At 44.1% G+C, this 17,743-nt stretch carries 15 protein-coding genes and 1 tRNA gene; 9 read left to right on the forward strand and 7 right to left on the reverse strand.

What is annotated here, in order from left to right:
* Positions 1-458 precede the first annotated feature (458 nt).
* From AB4307_RS17860 to AB4307_RS17870, 3 genes are all read right to left on the reverse strand, one after another.
* Positions 459-1,712 carry a cyclic di-GMP phosphodiesterase gene (locus tag AB4307_RS17860; RefSeq protein ID WP_017063746.1) on the reverse strand — a complete coding sequence of 418 codons (1,254 nt, stop codon included), beginning with the start codon at positions 1,710-1,712 and terminating at the stop codon, positions 459-461.
* 83 nt (positions 1,713-1,795) lie between these two features.
* Positions 1,796-2,203 carry a VOC family protein gene (locus tag AB4307_RS17865; RefSeq protein ID WP_017055297.1) on the reverse strand — a complete coding sequence of 136 codons (408 nt, stop codon included), beginning with the start codon at positions 2,201-2,203 and terminating at the stop codon, positions 1,796-1,798.
* A gap of 586 nt (positions 2,204-2,789) precedes the next feature.
* Positions 2,790-2,874: transfer RNA gene (locus AB4307_RS17870), tRNA-Leu, on the reverse strand.
* 194 nt (positions 2,875-3,068) lie between these two features.
* On the opposite strand from AB4307_RS17870, the gene AB4307_RS17875 reads away from it, so the two are divergent.
* Positions 3,069-3,545: an RDD family protein gene (locus AB4307_RS17875; RefSeq protein WP_017058939.1), complete on the forward strand. Its 477-nt coding sequence runs from the start codon at positions 3,069-3,071 to the stop codon at positions 3,543-3,545.
* A 64-nt stretch (positions 3,546-3,609) separates the two neighbouring features.
* On the opposite strand, the gene lptG is transcribed toward AB4307_RS17875, so the two are convergent.
* Both lptG and lptF read right to left on the reverse strand, forming a co-directional pair.
* Positions 3,610-4,680: an LPS export ABC transporter permease LptG gene (gene lptG, locus AB4307_RS17880; RefSeq protein ID WP_017058938.1), complete on the reverse strand. Its 1,071-nt coding sequence runs from the start codon at positions 4,678-4,680 to the stop codon at positions 3,610-3,612.
* 3 nt (positions 4,681-4,683) lie between these two features.
* Positions 4,684-5,784, reverse strand: a complete 1,101-nt coding sequence (gene lptF / locus AB4307_RS17885; protein WP_017058937.1) for an LPS export ABC transporter permease LptF — start codon at positions 5,782-5,784, stop codon at positions 4,684-4,686.
* 192 nt (positions 5,785-5,976) lie between these two features.
* On the opposite strand from lptF, the gene pepA reads away from it, so the two are divergent.
* From pepA to AB4307_RS17910, 5 genes are all read left to right on the forward strand, one after another.
* On the forward strand, positions 5,977-7,497 hold the full coding sequence (gene pepA, locus AB4307_RS17890; RefSeq protein WP_017058936.1) for a leucyl aminopeptidase: 1,521 nt from the start codon (positions 5,977-5,979) through the stop codon (positions 7,495-7,497).
* Positions 7,498-7,596: 99 nt separating this feature from the next.
* Positions 7,597-8,046, forward strand: a complete 450-nt coding sequence (locus AB4307_RS17895; RefSeq protein ID WP_372132840.1) for a DNA polymerase III subunit chi — start codon at positions 7,597-7,599, stop codon at positions 8,044-8,046.
* A 102-nt stretch (positions 8,047-8,148) separates the two neighbouring features.
* A complete protein-coding gene (locus AB4307_RS17900; protein WP_017058934.1) occupies positions 8,149-11,022 on the forward strand; it encodes a valine--tRNA ligase in 2,874 nt (957 codons plus the stop codon).
* A 228-nt stretch (positions 11,023-11,250) separates the two neighbouring features.
* Positions 11,251-11,655 carry a DUF2061 domain-containing protein gene (locus AB4307_RS17905; protein ID WP_017058933.1) on the forward strand — a complete coding sequence of 135 codons (405 nt, stop codon included), beginning with the start codon at positions 11,251-11,253 and terminating at the stop codon, positions 11,653-11,655.
* Between the two features lie 48 nt (positions 11,656-11,703).
* Positions 11,704-12,198, forward strand: a complete 495-nt coding sequence (locus AB4307_RS17910; RefSeq protein WP_372126910.1) for a GNAT family N-acetyltransferase — start codon at positions 11,704-11,706, stop codon at positions 12,196-12,198.
* A gap of 49 nt (positions 12,199-12,247) precedes the next feature.
* Here the strand turns inward: AB4307_RS17910 and AB4307_RS17915 are convergent, their stop codons facing one another.
* Together AB4307_RS17915 and rraB are read right to left on the reverse strand one after the other, a co-directional pair.
* Entirely contained in the window at positions 12,248-13,042 is a 795-nt protein-coding gene (locus tag AB4307_RS17915) for a glycosyl hydrolase 2 galactose-binding domain-containing protein (RefSeq protein ID WP_017058931.1), read from the reverse strand.
* A 125-nt stretch (positions 13,043-13,167) separates the two neighbouring features.
* Complete coding sequence (gene rraB, locus AB4307_RS17920) at positions 13,168-13,584, reverse strand: ribonuclease E inhibitor RraB (RefSeq protein WP_017058930.1); 417 nt, start codon at positions 13,582-13,584, stop codon at positions 13,168-13,170.
* A 576-nt stretch (positions 13,585-14,160) separates the two neighbouring features.
* Between rraB and arcA the strand changes: the two genes are divergently transcribed.
* The 3 genes from arcA to pyrB all read left to right on the forward strand — a co-directional run bounded on the left by arcA (position 14,161) and on the right by pyrB (position 17,739).
* Positions 14,161-15,381 carry an arginine deiminase gene (gene arcA, locus AB4307_RS17925; protein ID WP_017069412.1) on the forward strand — a complete coding sequence of 407 codons (1,221 nt, stop codon included), beginning with the start codon at positions 14,161-14,163 and terminating at the stop codon, positions 15,379-15,381.
* 157 nt (positions 15,382-15,538) lie between these two features.
* Positions 15,539-16,543 (forward strand): ornithine carbamoyltransferase, encoded by a 1,005-nt coding sequence (locus AB4307_RS17930; protein WP_017063738.1) that lies wholly within the window; start codon positions 15,539-15,541, stop codon positions 16,541-16,543.
* A 266-nt stretch (positions 16,544-16,809) separates the two neighbouring features.
* A complete protein-coding gene (pyrB, locus tag AB4307_RS17935) occupies positions 16,810-17,739 on the forward strand; it encodes an aspartate carbamoyltransferase (protein ID WP_012604860.1) in 930 nt (309 codons plus the stop codon).
* Positions 17,740-17,743 lie beyond the last annotated feature (4 nt).

Raw genomic sequence — 17,743 nt, forward strand, 5'->3', positions numbered from 1 at the left:
TGAAACCAAATTTGATTCCGCGGAATCTGTTTTACTTCTCTTTAAAAAAGGGAAGATAAAACGTTTTGATATTCATCAACGAGTGCCCACACAGATTGATAGGTTTAAATTGTTAAAGAGCTTCTCTTCGTTGTGACTTACATCACTTCGGAAGAGGCGGCCATTCTAGCGATTTAATTCTCAGTGTCAAACACTTATTTGGAATTAATTCCTACTTTCTAAAAGTAGAAGCGAATCATCGCTTAAAGCTAGTTGCCTTACTAACATTTCTCGCTGAAGCCTTGTGGCGTCTGCCGTGTCAGTGAGGCGGCATTATAGAGATGCCGCTCATATTGGCAAGCAATAAATGCGTTTTTTATTAAAAAAAGAGGTTAAGCGAAGACATTTCAACCAAGGGCTTATTTATACCACTTTCACCCCAAGTTTCGAACAAATTACCCACAACGACCTGTGGATAACTACTCTCCACTATCAAAAAAGTAAGATAAACGAGCCCTAGGGTTTAGATACTCTCGAACTTGTTCAGGTAATTTGCTTGGATGAACGGCATTAACGATTTTGATCTCTTTAATAAAGAGGTCAATGATCGGAGCTTGGGTTCTTGGCACGCTAGGATCATAGATAAGTACATTTGGATAAAGCATATGTTTAGCGTTAACGGATATCACAATCCCAATCGAGTCATTTGAAAGCTGTACTACAGTTCCTGGTGGATAGACTCCCATGAACTTAACTAACAGCCCCAAGTTATCTTGGCTATATAGATGCTTGCAGCTCTTATATAGGTGGGACAGTGCCAAATACGGGATCATTTGTTGAGATTGCGTTTTACCATGGCAAAGGTTATCAAATGCATTAGCCACGGCGACTATCTTGGCAAATTCATCAATCTCATGTTCTTTTAAGCCCTCGGGGTAGCCAGAACCATCATTCATCTCATGATGTTGAGCGATCACCTTTTTAGCACTTTCAGGAAAGTCATCAATTGCCGATACAATATCCGCACCGTATTTAGTATGAAGCTTCAGGTAGTTCTCTTCTGGCACCGTTAGTGCACTCTGCTTTCTTAGTATCGCGACTGGTATTTTGATCTTGCCTACATCGTGAAACAACGCTGCGAATGAGAGGTCTTTCAATTGCTGTGTGTTATAGCCTTTGGCCTTTCCTATCATCAGTGCAACAACCGAAACATTTAGAGTATGAAAGTAAATATCTTCGAAATCTGCTTTAGCATTCATAAGGTGCAAGGTGACGTTATCATCGCTCACTAGAGTTTCAACGATATCATCAACAAGAGCCTTAACCTCCCCTACTGCATCTAAAGGTCTGTTACGGATCTTGGTCATCACAGATCGCATTCGAGCAAGCGAACGTTCAAACTCTCTCTCACAATGACTCACCCTGCGGCGGTAAGAGCTAAGGGTTTCGATACGCTCATGCTTATCTTTCCACATTCTTTCCGTTTCAAGGCTTACCTGTGAATCAATATCGACTTCTTGTTCACCTACGTGATTAACAGGTAAAGGTGAGGTATCACTTTGACTCAGGTTTATATAGACGTGCTTAATCCCAAGATGTCGAATTACTTTTACTTGAGCGTCATCTTTGATTTTAAAGCTGTTGAATAAAAATGGGTGTTCATTCCATTTTACGGGGAGTCGTATATGCAGACCGGGCTGAATGCGATCTACGGTAATCTTTATGCTGCCCATTTTTATATATAATATTGATGATTAATCTCTATTTATAATTCTAATAAAACCAAGCAGCAATTTCACTATCCAATTTCACAGGCTCAACTTAAAGAATCACAGTGCACCATCCAGCGTATACCGAATTTATCTTCTACTTTGCCAAATCGAGCCCCCCAAAAAGTATCTGCGAGTGGAGTCATTATCCGCCCTCCCTTCTTGAGCTTTTCAAAGATTTGTTCTTGAGTCGCGGTATCTTCAGTCACAAGAGAGAGAGCGAGATTGTTGCCTTCAAGTTCTTTTGCCTTAACACCATCAGACATCATCAGCTTCATACCAAACGCTTCGAACTCAGCATGCATAACCCAATCAGGTTGAGCGCCCTCGATTACCTGTGGTGCATCACTAAAAAGCTGCTTAGATAAAACCACACCACCAAAGCACTTGTGATAAAAATCCAACGCTTCATTACAACGACCATCAAAAAACAAGTAAGGGGTTACTGTCAGCATATCTATCTCCTCTGTTAGTCCTTTAAACATAGACAATAGAAAAGAGAATGACAGGTAACATCATGATTTAAGATAATTAATTCATTATCAGATCGAATAGCGAAGGGAAATTATGAGATTTAGGAGTGAAACATCAAGATCTGTCTGATTGAAGAACAACTGCAACGACACGCCGGATTTCAAATTCACATACGTCCAAAACATAGAAAGGTCGCTATAAAAGCGACCTTTCTATGTTTGGTACCGATAGGCGGACTGATTGGACAGGCATTCTTGCCGCCACCGTGAAGGCAATGCTTCCTATACCCCAGATACAACAAAGCCCCGATTTTCATCTAGGCTTTGTCATTTAAATATGGTGCCGGTAGGTGACTTGACTGGGCTTGCATCCAAGCCGACACGCTGGATTTAAAATTCACAAACGCCCAAAACGACGAAAGGTCGCTATAAAAGCGACCTTTCTATGTTTGGTACCGGTAGGCGGACTGATTGGACAGGCATTCCTGCCGCCACCGCGAAGGCAACGCTTCCTATATCCCAGATACAACAAAGCCCCGACTTTCGTCGAGGCTTTGTCATTTAAATATGGTACCGGTAGGCGGACTTGAACCGCCACGCCCGAAGGCAACGGATTTTGAATCCGTCGTGTATACCAATTTCACCATACCGGCATTATCTTGGGGCATTGCCCTTTCGATGTTTGGCATTATACGTATGCGAACTGATGTGGCAAGTATAAAAACTTGAATTCATGTGTGTTTGCCGATAATTTCGCCACTAAGTCATAAGCTGTGCGTCATGTCTCTTTTCAGGCTAAGCCTTAAACTATATTCTGACGCCTCAATTTTTAAAGAAGTAATAACACATGACATCAACAAACACTCTGCCACCAGCAGGAGTCATGCGCCGATTTGGTGCCTTGTTCTACGACGCTCTGATCGTAATCGCTATTGAAATGTTGGCGGCTGGCGTCATTGTCGCTCTACTGCACGCGCTCATGGCTCTCGGCATTTTTAACCACAGCGGTTATGCCGATGTTAGTGACTTCTTAACCAACCATCCGATTTGGAGCCCTGCATATACCTTTTACTTAGTCGCCGTTTGGGTATATTTCTTCGTGTTCTTCTGGACTAGAGCTGGTCAAACTCTCGGCATGAGAGCTTGGAAGCTGCGCGTTCAAAACAAAGATGGCTCAGCGATCACAGTAACTCAGGCGCTGATTCGTTTAGGTACTTCAGGTTTTGGACTGGCAAACCTATGTGTTCCATTCGATCCTGAAAAACGTGGCTTTCACGATATCTGGGCAAAGACCGAAGTCGTTGTGTTACCACAAGCACGATAATGTGATTTAAGTTAGCTCCAATCAAGATCAAAAAAGGAAGGCGTTATGCCTTCCTTTTTACTATTTACAGTTTCCGCCTCAAGAGCATGATGGCAATTCCAAGGAACACCACGCTCGGGGCTATTGCGCCAAAGGCGGGTGGTATTTGATAAACCAAACTCACTGGGCCAAAGAACTCACTGGATATATAGAAGGTAAAGCCAGCAATAACACCTGACAAAATCCTCGCACCCATGGTCACACTACGCAAAGGACCAAAGATAAACGACAGTGCCATCAACATCATAACCGCGATCGAAATTGGCTGGGTTATCTTTCTCCACAGCGCCAATTCATAGCGTGATGCATCTTGCTCTGACGCCTTCAGATAAGAAACATAATCATACAACCCACTTAACGATAGCTCTTCTGGTTTAACCGTTACTATCGCCAACTTATCTGGAGCTAATGACGTTTCCCAAGAGTAAGTCGGTAAACTTTCTTTAGTAATTTGAAGTTCGTTTTCAAAAGACGTGATCTCTACATCCTTCATCGTCCACACGTTGTCTCCAACGTAATCAACTTCGTCAGAATAAATAGCGGTTTTAAGTGCCTTGTTTTCATCAAAGCGCCACATGTTCATTCCATATAGCTTCTGGTCATCGATTTTGACAATGAAGATGAAGTCATTGGCATCACGAGCCCAGACACCACTTTGCGTCGAAATAATATTACCACCAGCAATCGAGATAGTTCTTAAATCACGAGCCATTTTCTGCGCTTGCGGTGCTCCCCATTGACCAAGCAATGTCACCACGATCATCAGTGGAATAGCTGTTTTAAGTACTGATAGGCCGATATCTAACTTAGAGAAACCAGCTGCCTGCATAACGACAAGCTCAGAACTTGCAGCAAGCATACCAAGCCCTATCAATGCGCCAAGCAATGCAGCCATTGGAAAGAACATTTCGATATCACGAGGGATACTCAATAAAACGAAATACAGCGCTTGTAATAGATCGTATGTACCACGGCCAACTTTTCTTAGCTGTTCTACATATTTGATGATCCCAGAGAGACCAACAAACGTCACCAATACCAGTGACGTCGTTGCGATGATGGTTCTGCCTATATATAAATCGAGAATCTTAAACACGGCTTAAGCCAACCTCTTATTCTTGAATTTTTCTTTCAAACGCCTTACTGGCACGCTATCCATAAAGTTGGCACCAATCGCGACAAATAACAATAACGCATTGATTGGCCACATGCCGATTACCGCAGGAATGCTCCCCTCTTCGATTGAAGACTTGGTTGCACTGATTGCTAAGAAATAGGTGAGATAAATCAGTATTGCTGGGCCGATTTTCGCAAAACGACCTTGTCGAGGGTTTACCGCAGACAGTGGCACGACAAGCATGGTCAACAATGGAATACAAAGTACCAAAGAAATACGCCACTGCAACTCTGCTTTCGCACTATTATTTGAGTTACCAATCAGTTCAAGCGTAGGGATCGCTTCCCAGTCTCGACCTTTCTTCTCAACTTCACGCTGACCAATCAGGCCTTCGTATTCTTCAAAGTGCGTCACCCTGTAGTCGAGGCGAGTCGGAATGCCTTCATGACGAGTACCATCGTACATTACGATCACTTGGCGACCATCACTGAGCTCTTTTACATCACCTGACTTCGAGAACATCACACTTGGCAGTACAGAATCACGCGGACGCATTTGAGCTACGAACACGTTTTCTAACTTATTACCGTCGATATCATCAATAAACACGACAGAAGAGCCATCCGGCGTACCTTCAAACTTACCTTTTGGTAGCAAATCAACGCTGTTCTCTGCAGCTACTTCTTCATACATTTGTTCAACTTTGTCTTGTGACCAAGGAGATAACCAAAATGAGTTAAAGGCTGCAACAGATGCCGTAATTAAAGCGAGGTAAAGCGCAGATTGGATCAGGAATTTATTACCGATACCGGTGGCGTTCATGACCACTATTTCACTTTCAGCGTAAAGGCGGCCAAAAGTAAGCAAAATACCAATATAGATACTGAGTGGAAGCATCAATAGGCCCATCGCTGGCATATTTAAGCCAACAATCGACAATATAAGACTCGCAGGGATATCACCATCAGAGGCATCCGCTAAAACACTGATGAATTTTTGGCTGAGAAACACGAGAAAGAGAACAAAAAAGATCGCAAATTGGCTCTTGATTGTCTCGCGGATCAAATATCTAACAATAATCACGCTCAAATTACCTATACAAAACTTGTTTTTTTGATTGAATCACTATAATTTCCCGTTGAACCTTTTATTTTTTTAAATTTTTAGCTAAGTGTTAGCGTTCTTCTTTAAGGTTAGTTCCATTATAGGATCCAACAAGTAAGAACCCATTATCTAACATTTAGTTCGATTTGTCTTCAGGATGTAGGAGTACGCATGGAGTTCAGTGTAAAAAGTGGCAGCCCAGAGAAACAGCGCAGCGCATGTATCGTTGTCGGTGTATTCGAACCGCGCCGCCTTTCTCCAGTAGCCGAGCAATTAGATAAGATTAGCGATGGCTACATTAGTTCACTGCTTCGTCGCGGTGATCTAGAGGGTAAACCTGGCCAGATGCTACTACTGCATCAAGTACCTGGTGTACTTTCAGAACGTGTTCTACTGGTAGGCTGTGGTAAAGAACGTGAGCTAGGCGAGCGTCAATACAAAGAAATTATCCAAAAAACCATCAGTACACTAAACGAAACAGGTTCTATGGAAGCTGTATGTTTCCTTACAGAACTTCACGTTAAAGGTCGCGACACTTATTGGAAAGTTCGCCAAGCGGTAGAAGCGACTAAAGATGGTCTTTACACATTTGACCAATTCAAGAGCAACAAGCCAGAGACTCGTCGCCCACTACGTAAATTGGTATTCAATGTACCAACACGTCGCGAATTGAGCCTGGGTGAGAAAGCAATCTCTCACGGCCTTGCTATTGCTTCAGGTGTAAAAGCGTCTAAAGATCTAGGCAACATGCCACCAAACATCGCAAACCCTGCTTACCTTGCTTCTCAAGCTCGTCGTTTAGCCGACGATTACGAGACAGTGAAGACTAAGATCATTGGCGAAGAAGAGATGGAAAAACTGGGTATGACATCATACCTAGCAGTTGGCCGTGGCTCTAAAAATGAATCGATGATGTCTATCATGGAATACAAAGGCGCTCCGGATCCAGATGCGAAGCCGATTGTATTAGTAGGTAAAGGTCTGACTTTCGATTCAGGCGGTATCTCACTTAAGCCTGGCGAAGGCATGGATGAGATGAAGTACGATATGTGTGGTGCTGCCTCTGTATTCGGTACAATGAAAGCATTGGCGAAACTTAACCTGCCAATCAACGTTGTTGGTATTCTAGCGGGTTGTGAAAATATGCCTGGTAGCAACGCTTATCGCCCTGGTGACATCCTAACTACGATGTCTGGTCAAACCGTTGAAGTATTAAATACTGATGCAGAAGGTCGTTTGGTTTTATGTGATGCTCTAACTTACGTTGAGCGTTTTGAACCTGATTGTGTTGTCGACGTTGCGACACTAACTGGCGCATGTGTTATTGCTCTAGGTCACCACATCAGTGGCGTTCTATCAAACCACAACCCACTATCTCATGAACTTGTTAATGCTTCAGAGCAAGCAAGCGACCGAGCATGGCGTCTACCAATGGCAGACGAGTACCATGAGCAGCTAAACAGCCCATTCGCTGATATGGCGAACATCGGTGGCCGTCCTGGCGGCACAATCACTGCTGGTTGTTTCCTGTCTAAATTCACTAAGAAGTACCACTGGGCACACATCGACAGTGCTGGTACAGCTTGGAAGTCAGGCGCAGCGAAAGGCTCGACAGGTCGTCCTGTCTCAATGCTAGTCCAATTCTTATTGAACCGCAGCGGCCAAGAGACTGAAGAGCAATCTTCAAAATAATAAAAAGGGCCTACGGGCCCTTTTTTAATAAGCGCTATTTGTTAGACCCTGTTAACCAAGTAACATTGATATCCACGATTTTCAGTTCGAGTATTAAGTATGCAGACTGCTACATTTTACATTGTGCCTTCAGACAGCCCGCAAGCCAGCGAAGATGGTTTTGGTCACTATGTGCTGTTTCTTGCTCAGCACTTTGCAAAACAAGGCGCTAAACTTTATCTCAACTGTAATGACAAAGAGCATGCCGAGCGTATTGCTGAAGTTTTCTGGCAAGTCGAACCCTGTGATTTTATTGCGCACAACTTGGTTGGCGAAGGCCCGAAGTATTCAACCAACATCGAAATTGGCTATCAAGGCGTAAAACATAATTGGAATCGTCAGCTAGTAATTAATCTGGCCGATAATCATACAACCTTTGCGAACGCCTTTGCTCAGGTGATAGACTTCGTCCCTTGCGAAGAAAAAGCTAAGCAACTCGCTCGAGAAAGGTATAAAATTTACCGTCAAGCTAGATATCAGCTACAAACTATCGAGATTCAACATCCATAGTCAAACCTCATAGTTAAAGCTATCTTTGGATTTAGATTCAAGAAGCTTCACTTATGAAGTTTGACCACGATTAACCATTCACAGTATCCGTTTAAGAGCACTATGGAAAAGACATACAACCCAACATCAATCGAACAAGCTCTGTATAAGACTTGGGAAGAGAAAGGCTACTTTAAGCCACACGGTGACACATCAAAAGAAGCTTACAGCATCATGATCCCGCCACCGAACGTCACTGGCAGCCTACACATGGGTCACGCGTTCCAAGATACGATCATGGATACGCTTATCCGTGCTCAACGTATGAAAGGCAAAAACACGCTTTGGCAAGTGGGTACTGACCACGCTGGTATCGCAACTCAAATGGTTGTTGAGCGTAAGATTGCTGCCGAAGAAGGCAAAACAAAACACGACTACGGCCGTGAAGCTTTCATCGACAAGATCTGGGAATGGAAAGGCGAATCAGGTGGCACGATCACTCAACAACTTCGTCGTCTTGGTGCATCTGTAGATTGGGATCGTGAACGATTCACTATGGATGACGGCCTATCGGCTGCGACTCAAGAAGTGTTTGTTCGTCTATACGAAGAAGACCTAATCTACCGTGGTAAACGTCTAGTAAACTGGGATCCTAAACTGCACACTGCAATCTCGGATCTTGAAGTTGAAAACAAAGACAAAAAAGGTTTCATGTGGCACTTCCGCTACCCGCTAGCGAACGGTGTTAAAACGGCAGATGGTAAAGACTACATCGTTGTTGCGACGACTCGTCCTGAAACCATGCTTGGCGATACTGGTGTTGCTGTTAACCCAGAAGATCCTCGTTACAAAGATCTTATCGGCAAAGAAATCCTACTTCCTGTTGTAAACCGTCTTATCCCTATCGTAGGCGATGAGCACGCAGACATGGAAAAAGGCACGGGTTGTGTGAAGATCACTCCAGCTCATGACTTTAACGATTACGAAGTGGGTAAGCGCAACAACCTACCGATGATCAACATCCTAACGTTCAATGCTGATATCCGTGATGCTGCTGAAGTCTTCACGACTAACGGCGAAGAAAGCGATGTTTACTCAACAGGTATCCCTGCTAAGTACCAAGGTATGGAGCGTTTTGCTGCACGTAAAGCTATCGTTGCTGAATTCGATGAGCTTGGTCTTCTTGAAGAGATCAAAGATCACGACCTGACTGTCCCTTACGGCGACCGTGGTGGCGTGGTTATCGAACCAATGCTGACTGACCAATGGTACGTGCGCACAGCACCTCTTGCAGAACCTGCAGTTAAAGCGGTTGAAGATGGTCAAATCCAATTCGTACCTAAGCAGTACGAAAACATGTACTTCGCGTGGATGCGTGACGTGCAAGACTGGTGTATCTCTCGTCAACTTTGGTGGGGCCACCGTATCCCAGCATGGTACGACAACGATGGTAAAGTTTACGTAGGTCGCACTGAAGAAGAAGTTCGTGAAAAGAACAACCTAGCGCCTGTTGTTGTGCTTAAGCAAGACGACGACGTACTGGATACTTGGTTCTCTTCTGCACTTTGGACGTTCGGCACACAAGGCTGGCCTGAAGATACTGAAGCACTGAAAACATTCCACCCATCTGAAGTACTAGTATCTGGTTTTGATATTATCTTCTTCTGGGTTGCTCGTATGATCATGATGACCATGCACTTCGTGAAAGACGAAGATGGCAAGGCTCAAGTACCTTTCAAAACGGTTTACATGACAGGTCTTATCCGTGATGAAAACGGCGACAAGATGTCTAAGTCGAAAGGTAACGTACTTGACCCAATCGACATGATTGACGGCATCGGCCTTGAAGAGCTAGTAGAGAAGCGTTGTGGCAACATGATGCAACCTAAACTGGCTGCTAAGATCGAAAAAGCGACACGTAAGACTTTCGAAAACGGTATCGAACCATACGGTACTGATGCGCTACGTTTCACTCTTGCTGCTATGGCTTCAACTGGCCGTGACATCAACTGGGATATGAAGCGTCTTGAAGGTTACCGTAACTTCTGTAACAAGCTATGGAACGCAAGCCGTTACGTACTAATGAACACAGAAGAGCACGACTGTGGCATGTCACTGTCTGTAGAAGACCGTGCAAACATGGAATTCTCTCTAGCAGACAAGTGGATTGAGTCTCAGTTTGAAGTTGCTGCGAAAGAGTTTAACGCTCACCTAGACAACTACCGTCTAGACATGGCAGCAAACACGCTTTACGAATTCATCTGGAACCAATTCTGTGACTGGTACTTAGAGCTAACTAAACCTGTTCTTTGGAAAGGTACTGAAGCTCAACAACAAGCGACTCGTTACACGCTTATCACGGTTCTTGAGAAGACTCTGCGTCTTGCTCACCCTGTTCTTCCTTACATCACTGAATCTATCTGGCAGAGCGTTAAGCCGCTAGTAGACGGCGTTGAAGGCGAGACAATCATGACTCAAGCGCTTCCTCAGTTTAATGAAGCTAACTTCAATGCTGAGATCGTTGACGACATCGAATGGGTTAAGACTTTCATCACTGCTATCCGTAACCTACGTGCGGAATACGACATTGCACCAAGCCAAGGCTTAGAAGTAATGATCAAGGTTGCTGATGAGAAAGATGCCGCTCGTATCGAAGCGAACAAGATCGTTCTTACTTCTCTAGCTAAGCTAGACGATATTAAAGTTCTAGCTGATGGTGAAGAGACTCCTGCTTGTGCAACTAAACTGGTTGGCAAATCTGAGTTGATGATCCCAATGGCGGGTCTTATCGACAAAGATGCAGAGCTTGCTCGTCTAGATAAAGAAGTCGCTAAGACTCACGGCGAGATTAAACGTATCGAAGGTAAGCTAGGTAACGAAGGTTTCGTTGCTAAAGCACCAGAAGCAGTTATCGCGAAAGAGCGTGAAAAGCTTGAAGGCTACAAGGAAACTCTTGTTAAGCTTGAAGAGCAAAAAGCGACAATCGCTGCGCTTTAAAACCGAGTGAACGAGAAGGCTTCAAACTTCTCGGTCTAAATAGAAAGGTTGGTCTTGGTGACCAGCCTTTTTTTATGTCCCTGATTCCAATATTCCAATGCTTCTCACTCTAGCCGCACTGATTGATAGGTTTCATCTATCAAATTAATCTCTACTTCCCATTATACTTAATGATAATAATTCTCAATAATAGACCTATCAAAACAACACAACGACTGAGTAATTATCATGAAAAAGACACTAACCTTTGCTGCATTACATTTTACTATCGCATTTAGTGTCGCTTATGTACTAACAGGCGACATCTTAATTGGTAGCTTAATCGCTATGATTGAGCCCTCTGTGAATACTGTTGCCTTCTATTTTCATGAAAAGGCGTGGGCTCAAGTTCCAGCTCTTAAAGCTCGCCAGTGGATGACCAAATTAAAAACAGCAAGCTTTGCTACCATCCACTTTAGTGTTGCCTTTACCGTTGTCTACTTGTTGACTGGAGATGCTTTCATAGGCGGCGTGATGGCTTTGCTAGAGCCAACTTTAAATACCGTTGCTTACTACTTCCACGAGAAAGTCTGGTTACGTAAATCAGGCGACCAAATGGCACAACAACAATTCTGTTTGCACCAACATGCTTAGTCACCATATATTGGGTCACATATTTAGTGACCCTTTCATAGGCAGATCATGGAACAAATTGCTGAGTTCACCCTTAGACCCATTACACCGCAAGACAACCCAAGCATCGCACAAATCATTCGCCAAGTTTCGGCTGAGCATGGGCTCACAGAAGATAAAGGCTATGGCGTGGCCGATCCAACACTCGACGATATGTACTCTGTCTATAGCCAAGCGAATGCAATGTACTGGGTTATCGAACACAACGGAAAGATCGTCGGAGGCGGTGGCTTTGCCCCTCTAGCAGGTAAACCCAATGTGTGTGAGCTACAAAAGATGTACTTCTTACCGCAAACTCGAGAGCATGGCCTAGCCAAGCGAATTGTCGCTTTGAGCTTAAAGCAAGCCAAGCAATTTGGGTATCAACACATGTATTTAGAAACGACGGAGTGCTTGGGTGCTGCGGTCAAACTCTATGAGAAGCTTGGGTTTGAGCATCTTGAGTCAGCTTGGGGAGAAACAGGCCACGACGCTTGTGAGGTTGTCATGGCCAAATCGTTATAAGCAGAATGCGCCGCTATAGCGAAAGAAGGTAGCACTAAAAGATTATGAATTAGCGTAAAAAGTTACTGACGCAAGAAGTTGGGTTCAAGGCAACAAAAGAACTCTCTTCTTGCCCATCAAGTACCACTTCTAATGGGTATAGATACTTGGGGTTAGGATTCTCAATATCAAAAATGATAGGAGCTTCGACCTGGAACACGACGCCAGTATGTTCAGCGCGTACATCAATCGGCATCACGAGAGTCATACCATTAAACTTGATGGATGCCGATACTAACCCCGCCTTTAGCGTTTGATAGATAACATCCACTTTAAACTCACAGCCACCACCGTGGTGCCAGATCTGCTCTGTGACAACTTGCTCTAGCTTGACGTTTCGAACGAACTGCAGGTATGGCGCTTGCCAAATCCCGATGCGTGAATCAGATTTAGCGATAGCCTGTGAAGATACAGAGTCATCCATGTCTTCTTCAAGCAATAGGCTCTCCTCTTCTTCAAGGAAAAGGATCTCGAAACGGTTTCGGCCGGACTGCATATAAGGACGGATATCTTTACGGTATTCAGCTTGGCTACCATCACAATCAAAAACAGCCACACCATTAAGTCGAACTTCAGCAAAATAATCGACTCCAGCCATCACTAACTCAACAAATGGACACGCTAACATAGCGTCATCCACTTCGATGTCGTGCATCAGGTGCCACTCTTGCTCTGCAATTTGACTTTCACTCAAGCTATCAGGGAGCTTTGAGCTTAACGGAGCCGGAAAGGTGATGTCATCTTGTGGGATAGAGAGATCCGTCAGTGGCGAAATTTGCCAAAGACCATCGAGAAGCAACCGCATATCATTCCTTGAGCTAGATCAATTTTGACCGCATTATAATGAATGAATGCATATAAAGACATTTATTTTTCTGAGGGTAAAAAAATGCCAGCTCGAGGCTGGCATTTTTTAAAATTGGGAAAGAATTACTCTTCGCCTTCATCATCTTCGTCTGGGTAGATAGCATCTTCACCTTCGTAGTAAGTGCCCCAACCGTCGTAGATAATGTCAAACTTCTCTGCAAGGTTTACAAGCTTCTCAACTTGCTCATCAATCGCTTCTGCATTCAGAGTACATTGCATCGTTGCATCACAACAAAGTAGCTTATTGCCATCTTCGTCTTCTGTCTCTTCAGCTTCAAGCACTTCAAAGCCCATTTTGAATGCTTCAACAACCGCTTTCTCAAGCACATCGAAATCTTCAGCAAATAGGTGATGCTCGATATCGTATAGAGCTTCAGGATCGCTACCATCTTCAATTAATGCTGTAATGATGTCGCGAGTCTCTTCCTTTTGAAATTCAATTAATTCCGCTACTGATAGATATTCATCTTCGTGAGACATGTGTCTGCTCCAGAGTGTTGACTATGAAAAGATCAAATTTGATTGCCACGAAATATGGCACGGATCGTCCAGAAAAGCCACCCAGATCAGGCCTAGAAAGGTAAGTTTATCGCGAGATCGCAGCGCCAATATCAATTCAAAAGTGAAATCAAAATCACAGAAACAAATTTTCAACATTTTATTAACTGCGCCGTATTTTAGCATTTCGTTTTTGTGGCCACTTTAGGGCTTATTGAATAAAACTTGCGTGATTAGTCACGTTAGGTGCATACGCTAAACCGCTTTTGGGGTGCATAAATCCTCAGCTTGTTATCAAAAAGTGCATAATAGTGAATAAAAAATCACGATTAATAAGCAAAATTCAATTCTAACAAGCCACGAATTGAGCATAGATCCTCAAAAACGTTGTTCCGTTCGATAGCCAGTTAGTTGGAATTTAATCTGTATAAACTTAAAAATCACAGGTTTTATGACCAATTATTACCCAAATACCTTGTATTAACTCAATCTACAAAACTTGCATATTACGGACAAGCTTGTCATAAATAGACGCTGGATTAATAGTAAGGATGCAAAATGAGTAAGCTGTACGTTGGCTCCGAAGTCGGTCAATTGAGACGAGTTCTCCTAAATAGACCTGAAAGAGCACTCACCCACCTCACCCCTTCAAACTGTCATGATCTTCTATTTGATGATGTACTTGCCGTTGAAGCCGCTGGTGAAGAACATGATGCCTTTGCAGAAACGCTGCGCAGCCAAGACGTAGAAGTACTACTGCTGCATGACCTGCTAGTAGAAACGCTTGCCGTATCTCAGGCTCGTGAGTGGTTGCTGAATACTCAAATCTCAGATTTCCGTTATGGGCCGACTTTCGCCCGTGACTTAAGAAACTACCTTGCTCAAATGGATAATGAGCATCTAGCAACGATCTTACTCGGTGGCTTGGCCTACTCTGAGCTTCCTATCAAATCATCATCGATGCTGCCTAAAATGCATCGACCACTCGATTTCGTTATCGAGCCACTGCCTAACCACCTATTTACGCGAGATACTTCTTGCTGGGTTTACGGTGGTGTATCGCTTAACCCAATGATGAAGCCTGCACGTCAACGTGAAACGAACCACCTGCGTGCTATCTACCGCTGGCACCCAGTGTTCGCAGGCCAAGATTTCATTAAGTACTTTGGTGACGAAGACCTTCACTACGACAACGCTAACATTGAAGGCGGTGACGTACTGGTTATCGGTAAAGGTGCGGTACTGGTTGGTATTTCAGAGCGTACGAAACCACAAGGTGTCGAAAACCTAGCGGCTAGCCTATTTAGATCAGGCCAAGCGAGCGAAGTGATTGCGATCGATCTACCAAAACACCGCTCTTGTATGCACCTTGATACGGTGATGACACACATGGATATCGACACGTTCTCTGTCTATCCAGAGATCGTTCGTAAAGACCTCGACACTTGGCGCTTAACGCCAAAAGAAAACGGCGAAATGCGTGTCGAGAAAGCTGAAAACTACCTGTCAGCGATTGAAGGCGCACTAGGCCTTGATCAACTGAAGATCATCACTACCGGCGGTGATAACTACGAAGCTGAGCGTGAACAGTGGAATGACGCTAACAACGTACTGACAGTGAAACCTGGTACCGTGATTGGTTATGAGCGTAATGTTTACACCAATGAGAAATACGACAAAGCGGGTATCGAAGTTCTAACGATTCCTGGCAACGAGCTAGGCCGTGGTCGTGGCGGCGCGCGCTGTATGAGTTGCCCTATCGAAAGAGACGGTATCTAAGTCAAAGAGCTCAGTCAAACAGACTCAATAGTCTTATCTAGGCCAGTATTCATTTACTGGCCTTTTTTATCAAATTAATAAAATAAATATTCACAAATATAGCATTTTTATGTTTAACTAAGTTCTTCATTGATTCTATATACGCAAGGAGCGAGAGATGGCCTTTAATCTTCGCAATCGTAACTTTCTAAAACTTCTCGACTTTACTCCTAAAGAGATTCAGTTTTTACTCGACCTGTCTGCTGACCTAAAAAAAGCTAAGTATGCAGGCACTGAGCAGAAGAAACTCAACGGCAAAAACATTGCTTTGATCTTCGAGAAAGCATCAACTCGAACACGATGTGCGTTTGAAGTGGCCGCCTTTGATCAAGGTGCTCAAGTCTCTTACCTTGGCCCTTCTGGTTCTCAGATTGGTCAAAAAGAATCAATGAAAGATACGGCGCGTGTATTGGGACGCATGTACGATGGCATTGAATATCGTGGCTTTGGCCAAAGTATCGTTGAAGACTTAGGCGCTTATGCGGGCGTGCCGGTTTGGAATGGCTTAACCGATGAGTTCCACCCTACTCAGATCTTGGCTGATTTCCTCACTATGCTTGAGCATGGCCGCGGGAAGCATCTACACCAAATCAGCTTTGCTTATCTAGGCGATGCACGCAATAACATGGGTAACTCTCTGTTAGTCGGAGCCGCGAAGATGGGCATGGATATTCGCCTTGTCGCGCCAAAAGCCTTTTGGCCAGAAGAGCAGCTTGTTGAAGAGTGCCAAACCATTGCGCAAAACACTGGCGCAAAAATCACGTTAACTGAAGACGTTGCTGAAGGCGTGAAAGGTTGTGATTACCTATACACCGATGTTTGGGTTTCGATGGGCGAAGCCCCTGAAGCTTGGGACGAACGTGTGGCGGTAATGAAACCATACCAAGTGAATATGGATGTCATTAAGCTAACTGGTAACCCTCAAGTGAAGTTCATGCACTGCCTACCCGCTTTCCACAACAATGAAACTGTGATTGGTCAGCAAGTCTCTGACAAGTATGGAATGAACGGCTTGGAAGTGACTGACGAAGTGTTTGAATCTGACTACTCGATTGTATTTGATGAAGCTGAAAATCGCATGCACACCATCAAGGCGGTGATGGTCGCGACGCTTGGTCAATAGACAATAATGAAAGTAAACAAAAGCTTGATGTAATCGCTTGCGCTCACAAATTGAAAGCGTATAATTCTCGGCAATTTGTCTGAGAGTAGTGAAAATGACGCCAACCAATATTGTGATAACACATAGTAATATTGTGAAAACACCAAATATTGCTCGTAAGCTAAGATGCTTACCAGGCCGTCTATTCTGCTTTTCAGCACTTTTTTAAAGCCTCCCATTATGGGGGGCTTTTTTATGGCCAATACATTATTGTGGGGAAGAAGATCATGGCGAATTCGCTCTATCAAAAGCACATCATCTCAATTCCAGAGCTTTCTCGTGAAGAGCTAGAATTAATTGTTCAAACGGCAGGTCAGCTAAAGGCTGAGCCAAACCCAGAACTCATCAAGAACAAAGTTGTTGCCAGCTGCTTCTTCGAACCTTCTACGCGAACTCGTCTCTCTTTTGAAACTGCGATTCAACGCATCGGTGGCGATGTGATTGGTTTCGACAGTGGTGGTAACACTTCTTTGGCAAAGAAAGGCGAAACGCTAGCGGACTCGGTACAGGTTATCTCTTCATACGTTGACGCTTACGTGATGCGTCACCCTCAAGAAGGCGCAGCGCGTCTGGCTTCTGAGTTCTCAAACGGTGTTCCTGTTATTAACGCAGGTGACGGCGCAAACCAACACCCAACACAAACGTTATTAGACCTATTCTCTATAGCTGAGACACAAGGCCGCCTCGACAACCTAAACGTTGCATTCGTTGGTGACCTTAAGTACGGCCGTACGGTTCACTCGTTGACTCAAGCACTAGCGAAGTTCGACAACATCTGTTTCTACTTCGTGGCTCCAGAAGCTCTAGCGATGCCAGACTACATTTGCGAAGAGCTTGATGAAGCGGGCATCAAGTACCAACTATTGACGGACATGGAAGATGTGATTCCTGAGCTCGATGTCTTGTACATGACTCGAGTTCAAAAAGAGCGCTTCGATGAGTCAGAATACGCGCACATAAAATCCGCATACATCCTGACCGCTTCGATGCTGGAAAATGCACGCGATAACCTGAAGGTTCTGCACCCTCTTCCTCGCGTTGATGAAATTACTGTCGATGTCGATAAAACACCTTACGCTTACTACTTCCAGCAAGCAGAGAATGGTGTTTACGCCCGTGAAGCATTGCTAGCCCTTGTTCTTAACGAAACGCTGTAGAGGA

The organism is Vibrio sp. 10N.261.52.C2 (assembly GCF_041471425.1).
Taxonomy (GTDB): Bacteria; Pseudomonadota; Gammaproteobacteria; order Enterobacterales; family Vibrionaceae; genus Vibrio; species Vibrio crassostreae_C.

Bases quoted from the DNA above. Each gene is read 5' to 3' on its own strand.
- AB4307_RS17860 (WP_017063746.1), bottom strand. From the start codon at position 1,712: ATGGGCAGCATAAAGATTACCGTAGATCGCATTCAGCCCGGTCTGCAT.
- AB4307_RS17865 (WP_017055297.1), bottom strand. From the start codon at position 2,203: ATGCTGACAGTAACCCCTTACTTGTTTTTTGATGGTCGTTGTAATGAA.
- AB4307_RS17875 (WP_017058939.1), top strand. From the start codon at position 3,069: ATGACATCAACAAACACTCTGCCACCAGCAGGAGTCATGCGCCGATTT.
- pepA (WP_017058936.1), top strand. From the start codon at position 5,977: ATGGAGTTCAGTGTAAAAAGTGGCAGCCCAGAGAAACAGCGCAGCGCA.
- AB4307_RS17895 (WP_372132840.1), top strand. From the start codon at position 7,597: ATGCAGACTGCTACATTTTACATTGTGCCTTCAGACAGCCCGCAAGCC.
- AB4307_RS17900 (WP_017058934.1), top strand. From the start codon at position 8,149: ATGGAAAAGACATACAACCCAACATCAATCGAACAAGCTCTGTATAAG.
- AB4307_RS17905 (WP_017058933.1), top strand. From the start codon at position 11,251: ATGAAAAAGACACTAACCTTTGCTGCATTACATTTTACTATCGCATTT.
- AB4307_RS17910 (WP_372126910.1), top strand. From the start codon at position 11,704: ATGGAACAAATTGCTGAGTTCACCCTTAGACCCATTACACCGCAAGAC.
- AB4307_RS17915 (WP_017058931.1), bottom strand. From the start codon at position 13,042: ATGCGGTTGCTTCTCGATGGTCTTTGGCAAATTTCGCCACTGACGGAT.
- rraB (WP_017058930.1), bottom strand. From the start codon at position 13,584: ATGTCTCACGAAGATGAATATCTATCAGTAGCGGAATTAATTGAATTT.
- arcA (WP_017069412.1), top strand. From the start codon at position 14,161: ATGAGTAAGCTGTACGTTGGCTCCGAAGTCGGTCAATTGAGACGAGTT.
- AB4307_RS17930 (WP_017063738.1), top strand. From the start codon at position 15,539: ATGGCCTTTAATCTTCGCAATCGTAACTTTCTAAAACTTCTCGACTTT.
- pyrB (WP_012604860.1), top strand. From the start codon at position 16,810: ATGGCGAATTCGCTCTATCAAAAGCACATCATCTCAATTCCAGAGCTT.